The following is a 21451-nucleotide window of genomic DNA, read 5'->3' as shown; positions in this document are numbered from 1 at the left end:
ATTTGGGGGACCTCATATATAATATATTATCTGATAAACAAAAAAACGGAAGTGATCCTTATTAGATAAGGACCTCATCCGCTTCAAGAGAGCACTGCAATTTATAGTGGAAGACCCATTTGAAAGATCGTCCAATAGCTGAAACCGGTGAAAGTCAAAATCATGTATGCCCAGAAAAGTAGGACATAAGTTTTTTCAGTAAACTTCAAATAACCGAGAATCACGAAAAAAGCGGTTTGCAAAAAGAAAAGCAAGGCCATTTCTGTCAGACCTCCGGCGAAAGCCATCAATCCAATAGCCAATGTAAAAAAACCTAATACCCGAAACATGCGGTCCAAGAGAGAGTCCCCCTTCCAGTATGTATCTCACGAATATTCCTTCGACTTATTATACCCGTTCAGTAAAAATGTGTAAACGAATTCATTGAAAAAAATACACTAATCTTGAAAAAATGTGATTTTTATAATTGACTGAAGTGATTAGTGCTTGAAAAAAGAGAATTTATTACTTAAAGCGTATGATGTGGGCAGATAATGGAAATACAATTTAGTATCAAATAGATTCTATGAACTCTATGAGAAGCATAGAAATGGAGTAAGCAGCTTTTATCCCTATTCACTACCCGGCAGAGCTGTCGGTTATGGAGATGGTTATTTCAAGATGTTGTTAGGAGGTTTGGTTGGATGACAGCCGTTAGACAGGATGCTTGGAGTGCAGAAGATGATCTAATACTGGCAGAAGTAACCTTGCGCCACATTCGGGAGGGCAGTACACAACTTGCTGCTTTTGAAGAAGTGGGTGAGAAAATCGGCAGAACGTCGGCTGCTTGCGGATTCCGCTGGAACAGCTGTGTTCGAAAAAGCTATGAAAGTGCAATTGGAATCGCTAAAGGGCAACGTCAAAAGAGAAGTTACCTGAAAAAGCAACCGTCGGTAAGAGGTGCGCAGGTAGCGGGTCTGATTCTCGGGGATACCGATGAGGAATTCGGACGAGGCGAAGGATTAAGTGAAAACACATTATCCATTGATGCGGTTATACGTTTCCTGAGACAATGGAAAGGTACGATCCAGGAGGCAGGACGCCAGCTGAAAATGCTGGAGAGAGATTTGCGCGAGAAGGAAGATGAATTAACAGAATTAAGATCTGAGAATGAGCGGTTGTCAAAAGAGGTTAATCTTGCTCAAAGTGACTACCGGGTAGTCAATGATGATTACAAAGCTTTAATTCAGATTATGGATCGTGCGCGTAGGCTAGCTTTCTTAAACGAAGAAGAAGAAGAAATGAAGACTCGTTTCAAAATGGATGGGAATGGAAATTTAGAACGTATTGAATAAAAGATAGGCAAACTAAAACACCCGTAAGTGGTTCGCTTTATTAGCGCCATTTGCGGGCGTTTTGGTTTTGTATTGTCATTTATGGAGGACGACAACGGCGGTTCTTCTTGGTATATTAAGGCTATACTTAGAAAATTTGCGTTTGAGATCAACAGGAGGATCAGATGAAAATCGATATAATCGGTGCGGGTTCACTTGGGCTGCTTTTGGCAGGGAGGCTGACCCAGTCCGGGAATGAAGTGAGATTGTGGTGTCGAGGGGTAGAGCAGTACCGGAAATTAAAAGATGAGGGCTTAACTGTGAGCTATGAGGATGGGCGCGATCCAATTTCGATTTCGGGGGATCGATTTGTGTCCGCACCAATAGAGGGATTTGCAGATGCCTATCTCCGTGAGCCCAGTGATTGGATCATAGTAACGGTTAAACAGGACATACTACATAATGTTTTACCTGAATTTCTATCCCCTCTTAGGGAACAACAGGTACACATCATTTGTTTTCAAAATGGCATTGGACATATGGAGATGCTCAGTAACTTGCTGCCGAAAGCAAATTTATATGCTGCCGTAACAACAGAAGCTGCGAAGCGAAAGTCTTTAACTGAGGTCATTCATGCAGGTGCGGGGGACGTATGGATAGGGAAATGGAGCTTAAAGAATGGACAAGCCCATAGTATACATACTGATTTACAAGTGAATTATTTAATAGAAGTTCTCATTATGGCAGGATTCTCAGCCTTTTTGTCGAATGAAGTGGATACCATGATTTACCGGAAGCTCCTAATCAATGCCGTTATTAATCCGCTCACAGCGATTTGGCGTATTCCAAATGGTGAACTGCTTGCTTCAGAAGAGCGCCTGCAGTTAATGAGAGAACTTTTTAGAGAAGCTACTATGGTATATGATGCCTGCGGAATTACTTATGACCATGATGCGTGGGATAACATCCTTAAAGTGTGCAGGACAACGGCTGGCAATACTTCATCCATGCTGGCAGATGTTCTAGCTTCAAGAAGCACAGAAATTCATTGGATCAATGGAAGTCTTGTGGAAATGGCAGAACGCACTGGAACATTGGTTCCTTTACATCGCTTGATCTGCCAATTAGTAGAGGGAATATAGGTATGATCTCGGAGGAGAGGTGAAGCTATGGGATTGCTGATGAATTCGGTCGGTACTTTAAGTTTGATTCCAATAATACCGTTTTTAATTGTTTATTTCATTGGAAGAGGCTTGAAAAAAGATAAAAAGAAAACTTTTATGCTCGCTATGGACGTGACTACATTTTTTTTATTATTATCGGTCTCCGCATTATTTAACAACTTGTTTAATAACGGTTTTGGGTTTTATCTTATACTACTTATTGTATTAATATCCACTGGATTGATTGGCGGCGCTCAGAATCGACTGAAAGGAAAAGTAGATGGGAAGCGGTTATTTCGGGCAGTTTGGAGACTTTCCTTCTTTTTTATGAGCGTCGGATATTTATTATTTATGTTTGTAGGGCTAATTAAGTACATATCACAAGCGATGTAATGTTCCACTGCTCCGGTGAAGCGGCAACGTCACAAAAGTTTAAAGTTTTAATAAAAAAAGAATTTTCTGAAAACATACCACTAGATTTTTTTGACCACTGGTTGTATAATCATAAACCATATACCACATTCTATTTAGGGGGAACTGCTAGATGAAGAAGAGTAAAAGTCTATTGCTTATGCTTGCATTAGTACTTGTTATCGGCACAGTGCTTGCTGGCTGCGGTGGAAACAACGCAAACAGCGGCAATAAAGGTAACGCTGGTAACACAGGAACTGGTAATGCGGCTACAGAAGAGAAATTGGCTGCAGATCAAACGTTGAGAATCAACTTAAGTGCTGAGCCTCCAACATTTGACCCAGGATTGGCACAAGATAGCCAAGCACACACTGTCCTGACAACAATGTACGAAGGTTTGACTCGCATGAATGCAGAAACAGGTCAGGCTGAACCAGGTGTTGCTGAAAGCTGGGATATTTCCGCTGACGGTCTGGTATATACTTTCAAACTGCGTGACTCACAATGGAGCAATGGTGATCCTGTAACATCAGAAGACTTCGTTCGCGCTTGGAAACGCGTGCTTGATCCTAATGCTGCATCTATTGCACCTTACGCTGGTCAATTGTATTACATCAAAAATGCTAAGAATTACTTCAAAAAGGAAATTACTGATTTCAGTCAAGTAGGTGTCAAAGCGGTTGATGAGAAAACTCTAGAAGTTACTCTAGAAGCGCCAACTCCTTACTTCCTTGGATTGCTTTCCTTCTATACTTATTACCCTGTACACAAATCTATTGAGGGTAATCCTAAATGGGCAACCAAGAAAGAATCTATGATCGTTAACGGTGCTTTCACTCTTACTGAGTGGACTACTGGACAAACTCTTGTTGTAACTAAAAATGATAAATATTGGGATAAAGATTCCATTAAACTTAGCAAAATCGACTTCTCCCTTGTAAACAGCGGTGCAACTGAACTGCTCAGCTACAAGAACGGTGAATACGATCGTGCCGGTGGACCAACTGGTGAAATTCCATCAGAACAAATTCCAATCGTGCAAAAAGAACTTCCTAAAGAATTCAGCCGTAAAGGTATTGCTTCAGTATACTACTACGAATTCAATATCACTGAAAAACCTTTCACAAACGCTAAAATCCGTAAAGCTCTTGCAATGTCCATTAACCGTCAAGCTTTGATTGACAATGTAGTACAAGGTGGACAATTCCCAGCATTCGGTTATGTACCTCCGGGTATCGCTGGTGCTGATGGTGAATACCGTACAGCAGTTAAAGATAGTTACTTCACTGAAGATCTAGAACAAGCTAAAACTTTGCTTGCTGAAGGTCTGAAAGAAGAAGGTCTTGATAAACTGCCTACATTCTCTTTGACTTACAACACAAGTGAAGGCCACAAGAAAATCGCTTTAGCGATTGCTGATATGTGGAAAAACAATCTTGGTGTCGATGTACAAACCGTTAACCAAGAGTGGGCTGTATTTATTGAAAACCGTCAAAACCTGAACTACCAAGTTGCACGTGCTGGTTGGACTGCGGATTACAATGATCCAATGACTTTCCTTGATATGTGGGTGACAGGTGGCGGTAACAATGATACTGGTTACGCTAACCCTGAGTATGACAAACTGATCGAAGAAGCTAAAGCAACTTCTGACTTGAAAGTACGTCAAGACAAGTTTGCAGCAGCTGAAAAATTGCTTATTGAACAAGACATGGTCTTGATTCCATTGTACTACTACACTAACAACTCCCTGACTAAAGAGTACCTCAAAGGTGTTACTCTTGACTTCAGTGGTGCAATTGACTTGACTCGTGGATACTTGCTTGAGCACTAAGATTTAGCTCATGTAATTTAAACAGAATAGTTAGTTGACTGAAGTAACACAATACTTCGGGATATATATGTGGAACTCCATATATATCCCTTTTTTTTGTATTTCCGTCTATTTGTTATTTATTGTTATTTATAACATATTTAGAAAATGGACAAAAATCCGTTTTTTTCATAAAATCAATATAATGCTCTCAAAAAATTTGTCGGAGGAGGTGTGATGGGGATGGTTCGTTATGTCGCAAATAAATTCTTCTATATGTTGGTTTCATTATTTGTACTGATTTCAGCAACTTTTTTCTTGATGAAAGCTATTCCAGGGGATCCGTTTACTTCTGAGAAAAAAGTACCGCCAGAAATTAAAGCGCGTTTGATGGAGCAATATGGTCTGGACAAGCCGCTCTCTCATCAGTATTTTAAGTATTTAGGTGATATTATCCAAGGTGATCTGGGTGTATCCATGAAACGCCTGAATCAAGATGTATCACATTTGATCGGTCAAACCTTTTCAGCGTCGCTGAAGCTGGGACTCGTCGCAATTGTTGTGGCGGTTATTGTTGGGGTTCTTCTCGGCATGTTAGCGGCACTCTATCACAGAAAGTTTCTTGACAGCGCCGCGATGGTGTTGGCAGTTCTGGGGATTGCGGTTCCGAGCTTTGTAGTCGCGTCATTATTACAGTATGTGTTCGCTTTCAAATTGGGTTGGGTACCGGTTTCAGGTTTTAAAGGGCCAATCTATTATTTCCTTCCTGTAGCAGCGCTCTCGGCTCAGCCAATAGCATTTATAGCGCGCTTGACACGTTCAAGTATGCTTGAAGTTCTGAATGCGGATTATATCAAAACGGCTAAGGCTAAGGGATTAAGCTGGATGGCTATTCTAAGCCGTCACGTACTTCGTAATGGTATCCTGCCGGTTGTTACTTACATGGGACCTATGACAGCTAACATCGTAACTGGTTCGGTTGTTATCGAGCAGATCTTTGGTGTTGGGGGTATTGGTAAACAGTTCGTGGAAGCGATTGGTGTCCGTGACTATACCGTTATTATGGGGATAACCATTTTCTATGGTGTACTACTCATGGTGGCCCGTTTCATTACTGATATTGCTTATGTATTGATTGACCCACGTATGAAATTAAGTGGAGGAAAGGAGGGCTAAAGAGTGGCATCTGATAATAACTTGTTAAAGAACATGAATCTAAAACCGGAAGACTTTCAAAAAGTCGGTGTAGATGAAAAAGAAGCCGAGGTTATTCAGCGGGAGAGTCTCTCTGCCTGGAAAGATTCTTGGCAACGGTTGCGTCAAAACAAAATGGCGATGACCGCGCTTGGGATTCTAGGCTTGATCGTGCTTGCAGCGATTATCGCTCCCTTATTCTCGAAATATAACTATTACTCCAATGACTTGATGAATACCAATAAGCCCCCTTCCTCCGATCACTGGTTTGGAACGGATGATCTTGGACGTGATATTTTCGTTCGTACTTGGTACGGCGCACGGATCTCCTTGATCGTTGGTCTAGCTGCGGCAGCCATCGACTTGTTTATCGGTGTTATCTATGGAGGTATTATGGGCTTCTTCGGCGGCCGTGTAGATAATATCATGAACAAATTCTCTGAAATTTTGTACTCCATTCCTTATCTGCTTGTTGTAATTTTGCTTTTGGTTGTGCTTGAACCAAGTCTTGGTACCATCATCCTGGCCTTAACCATTACGGGTTGGATTACGATGTCGTGGATTGTACGCGGTGAAATTATGCAGCTCAAGAATCGCGAGTTCGTATTGGCTTCTCGTTCCATGGGTGCAGGTTCTGCGAGACTGTTGTTCAAACACCTTCTGCCGAACGCAGTGGGTCCGATTATTGTAACGATTACACTTTCTGTACCAAATGCAATTTTTGCTGAGGCTTTCCTAAGCTTCTTGGGTCTTGGTGTACAAGCTCCTATCGCTTCACTTGGATCTATGATTAACGATTCACTCACCGGTTGGTTGTACTATCCATGGCGCTTCCTGTTCCCTGCCATTCTGATCAGTTTAACCATGCTTTCTTTCAACATTTTCGGTGATGGTCTTCGTGACGCGCTTGATCCTAAGCTGAAAAAATAGGAGGGTTATGGATGGAACCTATTTTACAAGTCAAAGATTTGCATGTTTCGTTTTTTGTTAAAGGCGGAGAAGTGCAAGCTGTCCGTGGTATGAATTTTGAAATTGGCAAAGGTGAAACGGTTGCCATCGTCGGTGAGTCCGGCAGCGGTAAGAGTGTAACTGCACAATCGATTATGCGGTTGATCCCTTCCCCACCCTCTAAAGTGAAAAAGGGAGAAATTATTTTCCAAGGACAAAATCTGCTAGACAAAAGCATGAAAGAAATGGAATCCATTCGCGGTAAAGATATTGGCATGATTTTTCAAGACCCGATGACTTCTTTGAACCCAACCATCAAAGTGGGCAAACAGATCACTGAAGTTTTGATTAAACATCAGAAAATGTCAGCGGCCGAAGCGAAAAAGCAAGGTATTGAGATGCTCAAATTAGTTGGCATCACAAATGCTGAGGCTCGCTTTAACCAATATCCCCACGAGTTTTCAGGCGGTATGCGCCAGCGTGTAATGATTGCAATCGCGCTAGCCTGCCGTCCGGCTTTACTCATAGCGGACGAGCCTACAACGGCTCTTGACGTAACCATTCAGGCGCAGATCATGGAAGTTATGAGAGAGATGCAGCAAAAACTAGGTACCTCCATCATTTTGATTACCCATGATCTTGGCGTCGTTGCCGGTATGTGTGATCGGGTTATTGTAATGTATGCAGGTGAAGTTGTGGAGACCGGAACAAGATGGGAAATCTTTAAGAATCCACAGCATCCATATACCAAAGGTCTGCTGCGCTCGATGCCGCGTCTGGACCAAAAGAAGGGCGAGCCGCTCATTCCGATCATCGGCACACCGCCAGATCTGATCAAGCCGCCGATCGGCTGTCCGTTCACCGCGCGTTGCAATGAAGCAATGCATGTTTGCGAACAAATCGATCCCGGCGCCACAGAATTCAGCGAAACGCATATGGCGCGTTGCTGGAATCTGCATTCGATGGCCAAGGAGGTGCAGTACTCTTGAGTAAGAACCTAATAGAGGTAGAAGGTCTTAAGAAATATTTTAATGTAGGTCAAGGCAAGGTTCTTAAGGCTGTTGATAATATTAACTTCTCCATCCGTGAGGGCGAGACGCTTGGAATGGTAGGAGAATCCGGTTGTGGTAAGACTACTGCTGGACGTACAATTCTTCGCTTGTATGAGCCAACTGCCGGAAGTGTGAAATATAATGGTACAGACATTTATAAATTGCCTTCTAACAAAATGAAAGCAATGCGCCGTGACATGCAGATGATTTTCCAAGATCCGTACGCATCACTTAACCCGCGTTTTACGGTTTCTGATATCATCGGCGAGGCACTGGACATTCACGGAATGGCTGGGAGTCGTGCAGAACGTAAAAAACGGATCGAAGAGCTGCTCGATATGGTTGGTCTTAACCATGATCACGCTACTCGTTATCCGCATGAATTCTCTGGTGGACAACGCCAACGTATTGGGATTGCCCGTTCGTTAGCGGTAAATCCTAAGTTCATCGTTTGTGATGAGCCGATTTCCGCGCTTGACGTATCCATTCAGGCTCAGGTCGTAAACTTGCTTAAAGAATTGCAAGATCGTCTGGGATTGACTTATCTTTTCATCGCGCATGATCTGTCCATGGTTAAACATATCAGTGATCGCGTAGCAGTTATGTATTTGGGTAAAATGGTAGAATTGGCGGAAAGTGAAGAGCTTTATGCAAATCCTATCCACCCTTATACCAAATCTCTCTTGTCAGCTATTCCAATTCCGGATCCGGAAATTGAAGTGAACAAGAAACGTATTCACTTGCATGATGAGCTTGGTAGTCCTATTTATTCTGCTAACGAAAAGAGCAATGATAGTGACTTTGAATTAGTAGAAGTATCCAAAGGACACTGGGTAAGCAAAAAATTTGCTTAAATCTATAGCGAGTATTAGACAGGCGGGAGCGTTATGCTCTCGCCTCTTGTATGTAGTGGGGATATTTAATAATCATTTTAATGGATAAGAAAATAAAACGGCTGCTCTTGCATTGCTTTTTTGCAGGTATGTAATTCTTTTGACGCGGCCCCTGACTTTGGATACAATCATATAGAGTTTACGAACTTGGATTTACATATAACTGCTCAGTAGAACTGGAGGCACTAGCAAATGAATATTGTTAAGGAACCGCTCCCGGGTGGATCTGCACTCGCGCGCGACTATATAGAAAATTTTGAGAAGGTTAATCATTTGTATGGTGGGGATTTCCGAAGCAAAGAGAGTAGAAGCATTCGGGCAGAATGGCTGGATCGTAGTGAGGGTCTCCGTGCAGACCGGACACAAGTTGCTGCATGTCTACGGCAATATAATGAAAAGCATAATTCACATGATGCGGTGATGTCTTCCCTGGCACTTTTAGAACAGCCGGGAACGTTAGTGGTTACTGGCGGACAGCAAAGCGGATTATTTACAGGACCACTACTTGTAGTATATAAAGCAATGACAACCATTATGGCAGCAAAAGAAGCAGCAGAACAGCTCGGTCGACCTGTAGTCCCATTATTCTGGATTGCAGGAGAGGATCATGACTGGGATGAAGTGAATCATACGTATGTATTGAATCGTACGCAAGAGATTACAAAGATTAAGATAGAGAAATCAGAGGAGAAACGTTCCTCGGTGAGTAATATTCGTGTAGAAGATGAAAGCTGGCAGCAAGTAGTGGAACAGCTGGATGCGCTACTTCAAGATAGTGACTTTAAACCGCAAATTATGGAATTTATTCGATCTTCTTCGTTTAGAGCAGATAGTATGACGGATGCTTTTGCCAAACTGATGGGTTCTTTATTTGGTAAATTTGGTCTGATCCTGCTTGATTCTGCTGATCCTAACCTTCGTAAGTTAGAAGAGCCTTTCTTTACTTCGCTAATTATGCAGAATGATGCACTGGAAACAGCGTACATGAATTCTGCTTCTGATATCGTGAACGCTGGGTATGAGCTTCAAGCTGACGTTACGGCAGGCAATGCCAATCTCTTTTATATACATGAAGGTGTACGATTATTGCTTCATAAGAAAGATGGCGTTTTTGCCGATCGCAAGGGCCAGGTATCGTTCACCCGGGATGAACTACTGGAGGAAGTGAAGGTTCATCCGGAACTATTCAGTAACAACGTGCTGACACGTCCGCTTATGCAGGATTATGTGTTGCCGGTTCTAGCAACGGTGCTAGGTCAAGGTGAGATTGCTTATTGGGCCATTCCGCATCGTGCGTTTGAGACCATTGGGGGACAAATGCCCCTGATCATCCCGAGAATGTCTTTCACTGTGGTGGAAGGTACGCTTCATAAGCATATGGATAAATATCAACTAAGCTTTGAGGATGTAAGACAGGGACTAGATCGTAAAAGACATGAGTGGTTGGCTGCACAGGATGAGCTGGGGATTGAACAACGTTTCGAAGAAACTAAAGCTACTTTCTCCGCCATGTACGAACCACTGATTGAGCAGCTTGGAACCATTCAGGCAGGTCTGCTAAAACTAGGGAATAACAATAAAGATAAGATTTTAGATCAGATCACTTTTTTACAAGCGAAAGCCCAAGATGCAATGGCAAAACAGAATGAAGCTGCAATCCGTCAATGGGAGCGAATCGAGCTGTCGTTAATGCCACTGGGTAAACTGCAAGAAAGAGTGTACAATATCATGTATTACTTGAACCGCTACGGACTTCCATGGTTAGATGAGCTGATGGCTATTGAACCGGATTATAGTGGGACGCATCGTATCATTTATATGTAGAGAAGTATTGCTCCATAAAACATAGAAGTATTGCTCCATAAAACAAAGCGTATGCTTACGATGCAAGTTTTGTACGAAGTAGATTCAATGTAGTAACGCTCACAAAACTTTTAGGAGGTTTCATTATGAGTTCATCAAAACAAAATAGTATCGTGGCTGATATGTCACTCGCACCCGAAGGTCATTTGAAAATCGACTGGGTTCGTCAACATATGCCGGTATTGAACCGTATCCGTGAGCAGTTCGAAGCTGAACAGCCATTCAAAGGACTAAAAGTATCTATTACACTTCATTTGGAAGCTAAAACCGCTTATCTGGCGAAGGTAGTCAAAGCAGGCGGTGCAGAAGTAACCATTACTGGATCGAATCCACTGTCTACACAGGATGATGTATGTGCGGCGCTTGTAGAGGACGGAATTACCGTATTTGCTAAATACAACCCGTCACCTGAAGAGTTCAAAGCTCTTAATATCAAGGCGCTGGAAAGCAAACCGGATTTGATTATTGATGATGGTGGGGATTTTGCTACATTGCTACATTCGGAGCGTCCTGATCTAATGGAGAATATTCGTGGGGGTGCTGAAGAAACAACAACCGGCATCATTCGTCTAAAAGCTCTTCAAAAGCAAGGTGTGTTGAAGTTCCCAATGGTCGCAGTAAATGATGCTTATTGCAAATATTTGTTTGATAACCGCTATGGCACGGGCCAATCCGCATGGGATGGAATTATTCGAACAACCAACCTGATCGTTGCGGGCAAAACCGTAGTTGTTGTCGGATACGGCTGGTGCGGTAAAGGTGTTGCTATGCGTGCCAAAGGTTTGGGCGCAAAAGTGGTTGTCACAGAAGTGGATGCTATTAAAGCCGTTGAAGCACATATGGACGGTTTCGAAGTTATGCCTATGCTGGAAGCTGCTAAGGTTGGTGATTTCTTCGTTACAGTAACTGGTAATCGTTATGTCATTCGCGGTGAACATTATGATGTGATGAAGGATGGCGCAATTATGTGCAATGCAGGCCATTTCGATGTTGAAGTGAATAAGCCTGAATTGTCTGAAAGATCCGTATCTCAGCGTACTGTTCGCAAAAATATCGAAGAGTACCAGCTTCGCGACGGACGTAAACTTTATCTGCTTGCAGAAGGCAGACTTGTAAATCTGGGTGCTGCGGATGGACACCCTGCCGAAATTATGGATACGACCTTTGCGCTACAAGCGCTGTCGTTGAAATATGTAAATGATAATTATAAGAGCATTGGCGTAAAAGTTGAGAATGTTCCTTATGAGCTGGATGAGCAGGTAGCACGCTACAAGCTGCAAAGTCTGGGCATTAACATTGATAGTCTGACTCCAGCACAAGTGGATTATTTGGACAGCTGGAATCTGAACGATTAATTACGGAACGCACAACAATAAAGTATATTAACCAAGTGTACCTTGAACTGAAGCAACTTTTGTAAAATATAAGAGAGTATAAGTTTTACGCTATACATTATCCTTATATTTCTCGCTTAAACGCTTCGGCGTCCTTATAAGGACACCGAAGACGTTTATGCTTGAAAAGCCATGCAGCGGACAAGATTCCGATTGTATGGCTTTTTTCTGTGGCGAAATGTTTTTTGGGTAACGATCCATCTGATTTAGCAAAAAATTCCTTTCACCAGAAAAAGGTTTTTGATTTTTAATGGCGAATCTATTATGCTTAAGTGGTGAAAAGTGGGGTAAAGTGGGGATTCGGGGATTAGGGGTGGGAAAAAGGATGTTCATGGGAGAGTATCAACACAGCATTGACGACAAAGGCCGAATTATTATTCCGGCTAAACTCCGTGAATTGCTTGGAACCTCCTTTGTGACGACCCGTGGTCTAGACTCCTGTTTATTTGTTTATCCCATGGAAGAATGGGCAATCATGGAACAAAAGCTAAAAAGCCTTTCACTGATGAAATCAGATGCCCGTGCATTCAGTCGCTTTTTTTTCTCAGGCGCAACAGAATGTGTATGGGATAAGCAGGGAAGGGTAAATCTGCCGGCCAATTTAAGGCAGTATGCCAAACTGGACAAAGACTGTGTTATTCTGGGCGTTTCGAACCGGGTGGAAATCTGGAACAAAGAGCTATGGGAGCAGTACTTCGAACAGTCCGAGGAATCGTTCAACGAAATTGCCGAAAAATTGGTGGATTTCAATTTTGATCTATAAAACACAATATCGAATACTGTCCTGGAGGGATGCAGCTTGTTTCACCACATCACGGTGCTTAAAGAAGAAGCGACAGAAGGGCTGCACATCAAAAAAGACGGAATCTATGTAGATTGCACTCTCGGTGGAGCAGGCCACAGCGCACTAATTGCTTCCAAACTTAGCGGCGAAGGCCGATTAATCTGTTTGGATCAAGATGATTGGGCTCTGGAGAACGCAAAAGAAAGACTAGCTGAATACGGAGACAAGGTTGTACTCATTAAGACCAATTTCCGTGATCTGGAGAGTGTACTTAAGGATGTGCCCTTTGTACCACAAAAAGATGGCATTCCCCAAGTGGATGGAGTCCTCTTTGATCTTGGCGTATCCTCTCCCCAGTTTGATGAGGGAGAACGCGGATTTAGTTACAATCATGATGCTCCGCTGGACATGCGGATGGATCAGACAGCGCTATTAACGGCTGCTGATATTGTGAATACGTGGTCTGAGCAGGAGATTGCCCGTGTGCTTTTCCAATATGGAGAAGAGAAGTTCTCGCGGAGAATCGCTAAGAAAATTGTAGACAGAAGAGAAGAAAGTCCTGTGGAGACCACAGGAGAATTAGCTGAGCTTATCAAGGAAGGTATTCCGGCGGCTGCACGAAGAACGGGAGGACACCCCGCTAAACGTAGCTTCCAAGGTTTACGGATTGCTGTAAACGACGAGTTGGGTGCTTTTGAAGAAGGATTACATAGCGCAGTACGTTGCCTTGCACCAGAAGGTAGAGTATCCGTTATCACTTTTCATTCACTCGAGGACCGAATTTGCAAGCAAATACTAAGCAGCTATTTAAGCAGATGTACATGCCCGCCTGACTTTCCGTTTTGTGTATGTGGCGCGAAAGGCACGCTTAAGTTAATCAACCGCAAACCGCTTGTGCCTTCTGAAGAAGAGCTTGAGCTTAATACTCGAGCCCGTTCAGCTAAGCTGCGCATTGCAGAAAAATTGTAATTGACGATAAAGGAGAGTCAGAGATGGCCTATACCCGCGGCAATTTAGCAGTTCAGCCCAAAAGAAAAGAAGAGGTAAACCCCCTTTACCGCGAGAAGACAAAAGTAGTTACTAAACGAAGAGTACTTCCGCTGCAAGAGAAACTTTTGTATATGCTGACGCTAGGAGTATGCGTTTTGGTGGCTATCACCCTGATTTCACGTTACGTTCATATTTATGATTTGAACTTGCAGGCCCAGAAATTAGATAAGGATATAGCGACTGCTAAGAAGCAAATTTCCACGTTTGAGATGGAGAAGCAGAACTTGGAGCAGAAGGTTGCCCAAAAGGCAAAGGATCTTGGATACGTAGCACCGGATGAAAATGCTACAATCTTTATTCCGGCGAATCCGATATCGACAGAAGGCGATAATTAGTGAGCGATTGGCAAGATCGCAATAAAAAAATTGTGAGGTTCGCTTATGGTAAAGAGAATAAAACTTCGCACGCTGTTTATAGGAGGGTGTATTACCCTCTTTTTTCTTGTTTTGATAGCTAGAGTGTTCTGGATTCAAGTTATGGAGGGCTCAGAATGGCAAGAAAAGGCTGCTACACTTTGGGCGCACACTTCGACTATCAAAGCAGAGCGAGGAACGATTTCTGACCGTAATGGGAGTGTGCTCGCAAGTGATGTCCCTGCTTATACTGTGGTTGTAAACCCGGCAGTCATTGCTGAAAAGGGAATTGGTGATGAGGTCGTCAAGGGATTGCATGAGCTGCTCGGCAAGCCAGAAGATGAGCTGCGGAAACTGGTTGAAGCGAAAGACGAGAACGGTAAATACCTCAAGAATCGTGAGGTTCGTAACGAAGGCTGGAAGATCGATCAGGAACTTGCGGATAAGGTGAAAGAATTTTATGTAGCCCTAGGTAAAGAGCATAAAATTCAAGAGACTGGGATTGGTCTTGTTAGAGAGCAGAAACGATATTACCCTAAGGGTTCGCTTGCTGCGCATATATTAGGCTATACAGATCGAGATGGCAAGGCGATTATGGGTCTGGAAAAATCCCTAGATGAACAGCTTAAGGGTGCCGATGGCAAGCTGCTTTATCAAAGTGACGGTCAAGGGGTTAAGCTGCCGGATTCAAAAGATACTTATAAACCTGTAGTAAATGGCAGTAATTTCAAACTTACAATCGACAGTACAATCCAGCAATATATACAAGCGGCCATGGAAAAGGCATATGCGCAATATAAGCCGAAAAGTATGAGTGTCATTGCTGCTGATCCGAATACGATGGAGATTTTGGGGATGGCGAATATGCCTACCTTTGATCCTAATAAATATATGGATACGGGTGCTGATGCAGCGGGTTTCTACAATCATGCTATCAAATCAACTTATGAGCCCGGTTCGACCTTCAAAATTGTAACACTTGCTGCAGCTGTAGAAGAGAAGCTTTTTGATCCCGTAGCTACATTTCTGTCAGGATCTATCAGAATTAAGGGATACAGTAAGGCATTGCATGATATTAATCGTGCCGGCTGGGGGCAAATCAGTTTCCTGGAAGGTGTGAAGCGGTCTAGTAACGTTCTTTTTGTAAAACTTTATGAAATGCTCGGACAAGATAGACTTTTACAGTATATTGATGATTTTGGCTTTAATGGGAAGACAGGAATCGATTTGCCAGGGGAAGCCAGTGGGGTCGTTAACCCTAACCTTGGACGTCCTATCGAAATTGCTACACTTGCATATGGGCATGGTAAAGTGCTAGTTACCCCGCTTCAACAATTGGTTGCTGTATCTGCTATCGCCAATGGTGGGAAACTGATGACTCCATATGTGGTAAAAGAGGTTACGGACCCAAACACCGGTGACACTAAGGTTACTCAGCCTAGTGTAGTGCGTCAGGTGATTGATGAGGCAAGCGCCAAGAAAACCGGTGAATACTTGGAGCAGGTAGTTGCCGACCAAGTCAAAGGTACAGGACGCAACGCTCACATAGAAGGTTACCGTGTCGCAGGTAAGACAGGAACGGCTATCAAGGTTGAAGGTAAGGACTACGTGAAGTCCAAAGTACTGGTCTCCTTTATTGGTTATGCGCCTGTGAATGATCCAAAGATCGCTGTTATTGTTATTATTGATGAACCGAACGTTGAGGTTGGCGGCGGTAAAGCTGCAGCTCCTGTATTTAAAGAAATCGTATCTCAGTCTCTGCAATACATGGGAGTTCCAAAGTTAGCGACTGAAACTAGCGATAAGGATAGTAAAAAAACAGTTGAATCTGAAGCGCCTGTGCTCCGGACCACACCTGATCTGATGGGCAAAACGATGAAGGAAGCAAGAGAGACGCTTCTGGATCAAGGATTTGATTTTGAAGTTGTCGGTGAAGAAGCTTCTGTGGAAACCCAATATCCAGAGGCTGGAACGAAGCTTGCTCAAGGTCAGCGTATATACCTATTAAGCAAGCAAGGGGACAAGCCTACCATTCCAAATTTACAAAGAGAGTCGCTGCGTGATGCGCTTGAGATTCTAACACTTCTAAAAGTGGAGATTGCGGTAGAAGGCGAAGGATATGTCTCGGAACAGATTGAAGGAACAAAGAACGGCAAAACATTGGTTACTTTGAAGCTGAAACCATTAAATGATAAGAGTGAAGATGATCCTGCAACTTCGACTGCTGATGAGGGTACGGAATCGGAGAGTGGGCCATAGGCTTGTTCTAACCCCTGTTTGTCCCGAATAGTCATGAAGATAAGAGCTCATGTCTATAGGTGAAAGCGGGGGAGAACGGAATGAAGGTTTCGAAGGTCGTAACACGGCGGAGAATGTTGTGGACGCTGCTGGGACTGGCAGTGTTATTCGGTTCGCTGGTCGTGCGTCTTGGCTTTGTGCAATTATCCCAAGGCGAGAAATTAAGTGACAAGGTAGAAGATTCCTTGCGCCGCAATATTCCTTTTACAGCCAAGCGTGGTGAAATTTTGGATCGTGAAGGTATACCGCTGGCCTATAATATCAGTACGCCTACGGTTTATGCGGTGCCTGTGCAGGTGAAGGAGAAGCAAAAGACAGCGCAGCAATTGGCGCCTCTGCTTGGGATGACCGAGGAGAAGCTGATGAGCTTGCTGACTAAAAAATCAATGTCGGTGAAACTACAGCCCGGCGGCCGCAAAATTACGATGGAACTTGCCGCGAGCATCCGTGATTTGCAGTTGCCGGGCATCGTTGTCGCTGAGGATAGCAAAAGATATTATCCGTACGGCGATCTTGCCGCGCATATACTAGGCTTTACAGGTATTGATAACCAAGGAATTACCGGGGTCGAGAACATATACGATAATTTACTTAAAGGAATAGCAGGCAATATTTCGTATTTGTCTGACGCAGGTGGAAGACTCATGCCTGGATCATCGGAGAAGTATTCTGCCCCTCAGGATGGACTTAATCTGCAATTGACGATTGATAAACAGATTCAATCCATTATGGAACGTGAGCTGGATCAAGCTATGGTAAAATATCAGGCGCAGGGTGCTTGGGCTATAGCGATGAATCCGAAGAATGGTGAAATTCTGGCCATGGCTAGTAGACCGGGTTATGAACCGGGTTTATATAAGGAATATGATCCGCAGATCTATAATCGGAATTTGCCCATTTGGATGACTTACGAGCCTGGTTCGACGTTCAAAATCATCACACTTGCTGCAGCACTGCAAGAAGGTAAGGTAGACCTGCAAAATGATCATTTCTATGATCCTGGGTTTATCGAAGTGGCGGGTGCCAAGCTGCGCTGTTGGAAAAAAGGCGGCCATGGCAGCCAGACCTTCCTTCAGGTAGTTGAGAACTCCTGTAACCCTGGTTTTGTTGCTCTTGGGCAACGGCTGGGCAAAGAAACCCTCTTCAAATATATTCGTGATTTTGGTTTCGGCAGCAAAACAGGAATTGATCTAAACGGAGAATCTAATGGGATTCTGTTCAAGCTTAGTCAAGTAGGTCCGGTGGAGCTTTCGACTACGGCCTTCGGCCAAGGGGTCTCGGTTACACCTATCCAGCAGATTGCTGCGGTATCCGCGGCTATCAATGGTGGCAATCTCTATAAACCACATGTAACAAAATCATGGGTTAATCCTGAAACGGGAGAGACTGTATCAGAGGTGAAGCCTGAGCTTGTGCGGCAGGTCATTTCGGAGGAGACATCCAAGAAGGTGCGGGCAGCACTTGAGAGCGTGGTTGCCAAAGGCACGGGACGGCCGGCTTTTATCGACGGCTATCGTGTAGGTGGCAAGACGGGTACTGCACAGAAGGTTGTAAATGGACGTTATTCTCCGACAGAGCATATTGTTTCTTTTATTGGTTTTGCGCCGGCAGATGATCCACAGATCGTTGTCTACACTGCAGTGGATAATCCGAAAGGGATTCAATTTGGGGGTGTAGTTGCAGCTCCAATCGTGCAAAATATTTTGGAAGACTCACTGCACTATATGAAGGTTCCTGAGCGCAGTGATCAGCTTCCAAAAACTTATAAGTATGGTGAAACTCCGATTGTGACCGTGCCTGACCTTACAGGTGCAACCGTACAAGATATCTATGAGGATTTAAATATGAATTTTAATCTGGCGCGTTCAGGCTCTGGCAATACGGTCATCAATCAGGCTCCGAAAGCTGGGGCAAGAGTAGAACAGGGCTCAACCATCAGGATTTATATGGGAGCTTCTAGTGAATAATGATAAAGGTATAAGGGTTCAGTTTGTATCCGAAAATGTAGAGTGAGGGATTACTATGAAAGTTAATGAATTATCTGCTTGTCTTGCCACTTCGCGTCTATATGGGAACGGGGAAGTGGAGATTACTGATCTTCAAACGGATTCCCGCCGTGTAAGTCCGGGTGATCTGTTTATCTGTTTACCGGGTCACACCGTAGACGGACATAAATTTGCGCCGCAAGCCGTAGCCTCTGGAGCATCTGCTATCGTATGTGAGCATAAGCTAGAGCTTGATATCCCACAGATCGTTGTGGATGACTGCCGTTTTGCGATGTCTGTCATGTCGAATGCATTCTTTGGCTCACCTAGCAGCCGAATGAGAATGATCGGGGTTACGGGTACAAATGGGAAGACAACAACGACTTATCTTATTGAGCGAATTATGCAAGACCAGAATATGAAGACGGGTCTGATTGGGACCATTCAAATGCGCTATGACGGCAAAAGCTACCCTATGTCAGGGACTACTCCAGAATCGCTAGATCTGCAGCGCTCGCTTCATGATATGGCTTCCAAAGGTGTGGAATGTTGCGTAATGGAAGTCTCCTCCCATGCGCTTCAGCAAGGACGAGTGAAGGGTGCGGACTTCCGTACAGCAATATTTACGAACTTAACCCAGGATCATCTGGATTATCATCATACAATGGAGGAGTATCGGGCGGTTAAAGGTCTATTCTTCTCTAGACTGGGAAATGTGATCTCTCCTTGGAAAGAAGAACGCAAATATGCGGTGCTTAATGCTGATGATGAGGCAAGCCACTATTTTGCAACCCAAACTGCAGCGGAAGTGATTACATATGGCATTGATAACAACGCTAATGTCCGAGCTTCGCAAATCTCGATCACTGCAAAAGGAACTTTTTTCCATGTAGATACGTTTAAGGGTGAGACGGACATTTCGCTTCGTATGGTTGGTAAGTTCAATGTCTATAATGCACTTGCGGCGATTACGGCAGCGTTGTTGGAAGATGTGTCACTGTCAGATATCAAGACTAGTCTTGAGGCGATTGATGGGGTAGCTGGACGGGTGGAGTCAGTAGATGAGGGGCAAGAATATGCCGTTATCGTTGACTATGCACATACACCAGACGGGCTGGAAAATGTATTAAGAACGGTCTGCGAATTTGCTACAGGTAAAGTGCTTACTGTGTTTGGCTGCGGAGGAGACAGAGACCGCACGAAACGTCCTTTAATGGGTAAGATAGCTGCAAAATATAGCGACATGATATTCGTAACCTCTGACAACCCTCGGACGGAGGACCCTGGGCTAATTCTGAAGGATATAGAAGCAGGACTAGTAGAGGATGGAGTCACCTCTGACCGGTATCATATGATTGTTGATCGCCGAGAAGCAATTGGGAAGGCTATTGAAATGGCAAGCTCTGGCGATGTAGTATTGATTGCGGGGAAAGGTCATGAGACCTATCAACTGATTGGCGGAGTGGTTCACGATTTCGATGACCGCATCGTCGCTAAAGAAGTTATAAGGGGTCGAAGCTATTGATTACAAGAACACTGGGACAAATTGCTGTGATGTGCGCAGGGGAACTTCCTGCTGCCGAAGCTATGAATATACCACTTACGGGCGTCGTTACTGACTCCCGTAAGATAACTACAGGTTGCCTGTTTGTTCCTCTAACGGGAGACAAATTTGACGGTCATCATTATGCAGCTACAGCTATGGCTGCTGGTGCTGCAGGGACCTTATGGCAACGTGATAAAGGTCCTGCGCCTGAGGGTGGCGGAGTCATAATTGTTGAAGATACGCTAGAGGCGCTTCAGAAGCTGTCCGCTGCGTATTTAAATGAGGTCGCTCCGAAGGTTGTCGCTGTTACGGGCAGTAATGGCAAAACTACGACAAAAGATATCATTATGGCCTTGCTCGAAATGCAGTACAAGGTGCACAAGACAGAGGGAAACTTCAATAATCATATTGGTCTTCCGCTCACGATTCTATCCATGGCTGAGGATACAGAGATTGCAGTGCTTGAAATGGGTATGAGCTCGCGGGGAGAAATTGCTCTGCTGGCTTCTTTGGCTGCACCAGATGTTGCAGTCATTACTAATGTAGGTGAGTCACATCTGCTGCAACTGGGATCCCGCAAAGAAATCGCCCGTGCCAAGCTGGAAATAGTCGAAGGGCTAAAGCCAGGTGGACTGCTAATTTATAACGGTGATGAACCGCTGCTGACTGAGGTAATGCAAGAGTCCACTTTTGAAGCTCCGGAGGGGATGGTGTCCTTCCGTTTCGGTCTGAATGGAGATAATGATGATTATCCAACTGGGATGATGTCCCATAGTGGTGGTATGACGTTTACGTCAAGCCTTCATAAGGAACATGCTTTTACATTACCGCTGCCAGGCCAGCATAACGTTGTTAACGCGTTGGCTGCACTAGCGGTTGCTCGCCATTTTGGAATTACAGAACAAAATGTAGGGAATGGGTTAAGTAATCTTAAGTTGACGGGCATGCGGATTGAAGTGATTCGGACTTCTTCCGGGCTTACACTTTTGAATGATGCTTATAATGCCAGTCCGACTTCTATGAAGGCGGCCATTGATGTGCTTCAAACTATGAAATGCAGTGGCAAAAAAATCGCAGTACTGGGGGACATGCTGGAACTTGGGCCGGATGAAATACAGTTTCATAAAGAAATTGGCTACTACCTAGACCCCGCAGTGACTGATTTTGTATATACCTATGGTCCATTGTCAGTCCATATTGCAGAAGCTGCAAAGGAAAGATTCGGAAACGAGCGTGTGCTGGCTTTTACGGATAAGTCAGAATTAACAGCCGTCCTTATCGAGAAAAGCAGCTCCAAGGATATTGTACTATTCAAAGGATCTAGAGGGATGAGGCTTGAGGAAGTGCTTCAGAGCCTTAATAAAGAGATTAAAGAGACCTAAAAAAATGGA

General features: G+C 44.0%; 18 protein-coding genes. 17 read left to right on the top strand and 1 reads right to left on the bottom strand.

Features of this window, described 5'->3' with window-relative positions; genetic code table 11:
- Positions 1 to 101: 101 nt before the first annotated feature.
- Entirely contained in the window at positions 102 to 338 is a 237-nt protein-coding gene (locus PAENI_RS28550) for a DUF2626 family protein (protein WP_042130273.1), read from the bottom strand.
- Positions 339 to 683: 345 nt separating this feature from the next.
- Between PAENI_RS28550 and PAENI_RS28545 the strand changes: the two genes are divergently transcribed.
- From PAENI_RS28545 to PAENI_RS28465, 17 genes are all read left to right on the top strand, one after another.
- Positions 684 to 1334, top strand: coding sequence for an RsfA family transcriptional regulator (locus PAENI_RS28545; RefSeq protein ID WP_149647599.1), 651 nt, complete (start codon positions 684 to 686; stop codon positions 1332 to 1334).
- Positions 1335 to 1498: 164 nt separating this feature from the next.
- Positions 1499 to 2455 (top strand): ketopantoate reductase family protein, encoded by a 957-nt coding sequence (locus PAENI_RS28540; protein ID WP_149647598.1) that lies wholly within the window; start codon positions 1499 to 1501, stop codon positions 2453 to 2455.
- 27 nt (positions 2456 to 2482) lie between these two features.
- Positions 2483 to 2869 (top strand): DUF3397 domain-containing protein, encoded by a 387-nt coding sequence (locus PAENI_RS28535; RefSeq protein WP_042190883.1) that lies wholly within the window; start codon positions 2483 to 2485, stop codon positions 2867 to 2869.
- Between the two features lie 151 nt (positions 2870 to 3020).
- The gene (locus PAENI_RS28530) at positions 3021 to 4721 is read left to right on the top strand and encodes a peptide ABC transporter substrate-binding protein (RefSeq protein WP_149647597.1); all 1701 of its coding nucleotides are present in this window, start codon (positions 3021 to 3023) and stop codon (positions 4719 to 4721) included.
- Between the two features lie 222 nt (positions 4722 to 4943).
- Complete coding sequence (locus PAENI_RS28525; RefSeq protein WP_042190878.1) at positions 4944 to 5876, top strand: ABC transporter permease; 933 nt, start codon at positions 4944 to 4946, stop codon at positions 5874 to 5876.
- Positions 5877 to 5909: 33 nt separating this feature from the next.
- Positions 5910 to 6824: an ABC transporter permease gene (locus PAENI_RS28520; protein WP_042194363.1), complete on the top strand. Its 915-nt coding sequence runs from the start codon at positions 5910 to 5912 to the stop codon at positions 6822 to 6824.
- Between the two features lie 11 nt (positions 6825 to 6835).
- On the top strand, positions 6836 to 7831 hold the full coding sequence (locus PAENI_RS28515; protein ID WP_042190876.1) for an ABC transporter ATP-binding protein: 996 nt from the start codon (positions 6836 to 6838) through the stop codon (positions 7829 to 7831).
- Positions 7828 to 8748, top strand: a complete 921-nt coding sequence (locus tag PAENI_RS28510) for an ABC transporter ATP-binding protein (RefSeq protein WP_042190873.1) — start codon at positions 7828 to 7830, stop codon at positions 8746 to 8748. The genes PAENI_RS28515 and PAENI_RS28510 overlap by 4 nt, the downstream gene beginning before the upstream one ends.
- 231 nt (positions 8749 to 8979) lie before the next feature.
- A complete protein-coding gene (gene bshC / locus PAENI_RS28505; protein ID WP_149647596.1) occupies positions 8980 to 10611 on the top strand; it encodes a bacillithiol biosynthesis cysteine-adding enzyme BshC in 1632 nt (543 codons plus the stop codon).
- Positions 10612 to 10733: 122 nt separating this feature from the next.
- On the top strand, positions 10734 to 12005 hold the full coding sequence (locus PAENI_RS28500; RefSeq protein ID WP_188114736.1) for an adenosylhomocysteinase: 1272 nt from the start codon (positions 10734 to 10736) through the stop codon (positions 12003 to 12005).
- Between the two features lie 364 nt (positions 12006 to 12369).
- A complete protein-coding gene (gene mraZ / locus PAENI_RS28495; protein WP_036683674.1) occupies positions 12370 to 12807 on the top strand; it encodes a division/cell wall cluster transcriptional repressor MraZ in 438 nt (145 codons plus the stop codon).
- A 36-nt stretch (positions 12808 to 12843) separates the two neighbouring features.
- Positions 12844 to 13797 carry a 16S rRNA (cytosine(1402)-N(4))-methyltransferase RsmH gene (gene rsmH / locus PAENI_RS28490; RefSeq protein ID WP_042190866.1) on the top strand — a complete coding sequence of 318 codons (954 nt, stop codon included), beginning with the start codon at positions 12844 to 12846 and terminating at the stop codon, positions 13795 to 13797.
- Positions 13798 to 13820: 23 nt separating this feature from the next.
- Positions 13821 to 14213 carry a septum formation initiator family protein gene (locus PAENI_RS28485; RefSeq protein WP_076284765.1) on the top strand — a complete coding sequence of 131 codons (393 nt, stop codon included), beginning with the start codon at positions 13821 to 13823 and terminating at the stop codon, positions 14211 to 14213.
- 45 nt (positions 14214 to 14258) lie between these two features.
- Positions 14259 to 16490, top strand: coding sequence for a penicillin-binding transpeptidase domain-containing protein (locus tag PAENI_RS28480; protein ID WP_076284764.1), 2232 nt, complete (start codon positions 14259 to 14261; stop codon positions 16488 to 16490).
- An 80-nt stretch (positions 16491 to 16570) separates the two neighbouring features.
- Complete coding sequence (locus PAENI_RS28475) at positions 16571 to 18496, top strand: stage V sporulation protein D (RefSeq protein WP_076299654.1); 1926 nt, start codon at positions 16571 to 16573, stop codon at positions 18494 to 18496.
- Between the two features lie 55 nt (positions 18497 to 18551).
- On the top strand, positions 18552 to 20039 hold the full coding sequence (locus PAENI_RS28470) for a UDP-N-acetylmuramoyl-L-alanyl-D-glutamate--2,6-diaminopimelate ligase (protein WP_149647595.1): 1488 nt from the start codon (positions 18552 to 18554) through the stop codon (positions 20037 to 20039).
- Positions 20039 to 21442, top strand: a complete 1404-nt coding sequence (locus PAENI_RS28465; protein WP_316502988.1) for a UDP-N-acetylmuramoyl-tripeptide--D-alanyl-D-alanine ligase — start codon at positions 20039 to 20041, stop codon at positions 21440 to 21442. The genes PAENI_RS28470 and PAENI_RS28465 overlap by 1 nt, the downstream gene beginning before the upstream one ends.
- Positions 21443 to 21451: the final 9 nt, after the last annotated feature.

The organism is Paenibacillus sp. B2(2019) (genome assembly GCF_008370385.1).
Classification (GTDB): domain Bacteria; phylum Bacillota; class Bacilli; order Paenibacillales; family Paenibacillaceae; genus Paenibacillus_AQ.
This window is presented reverse-complemented; position numbering and strand designations above follow the sequence as displayed.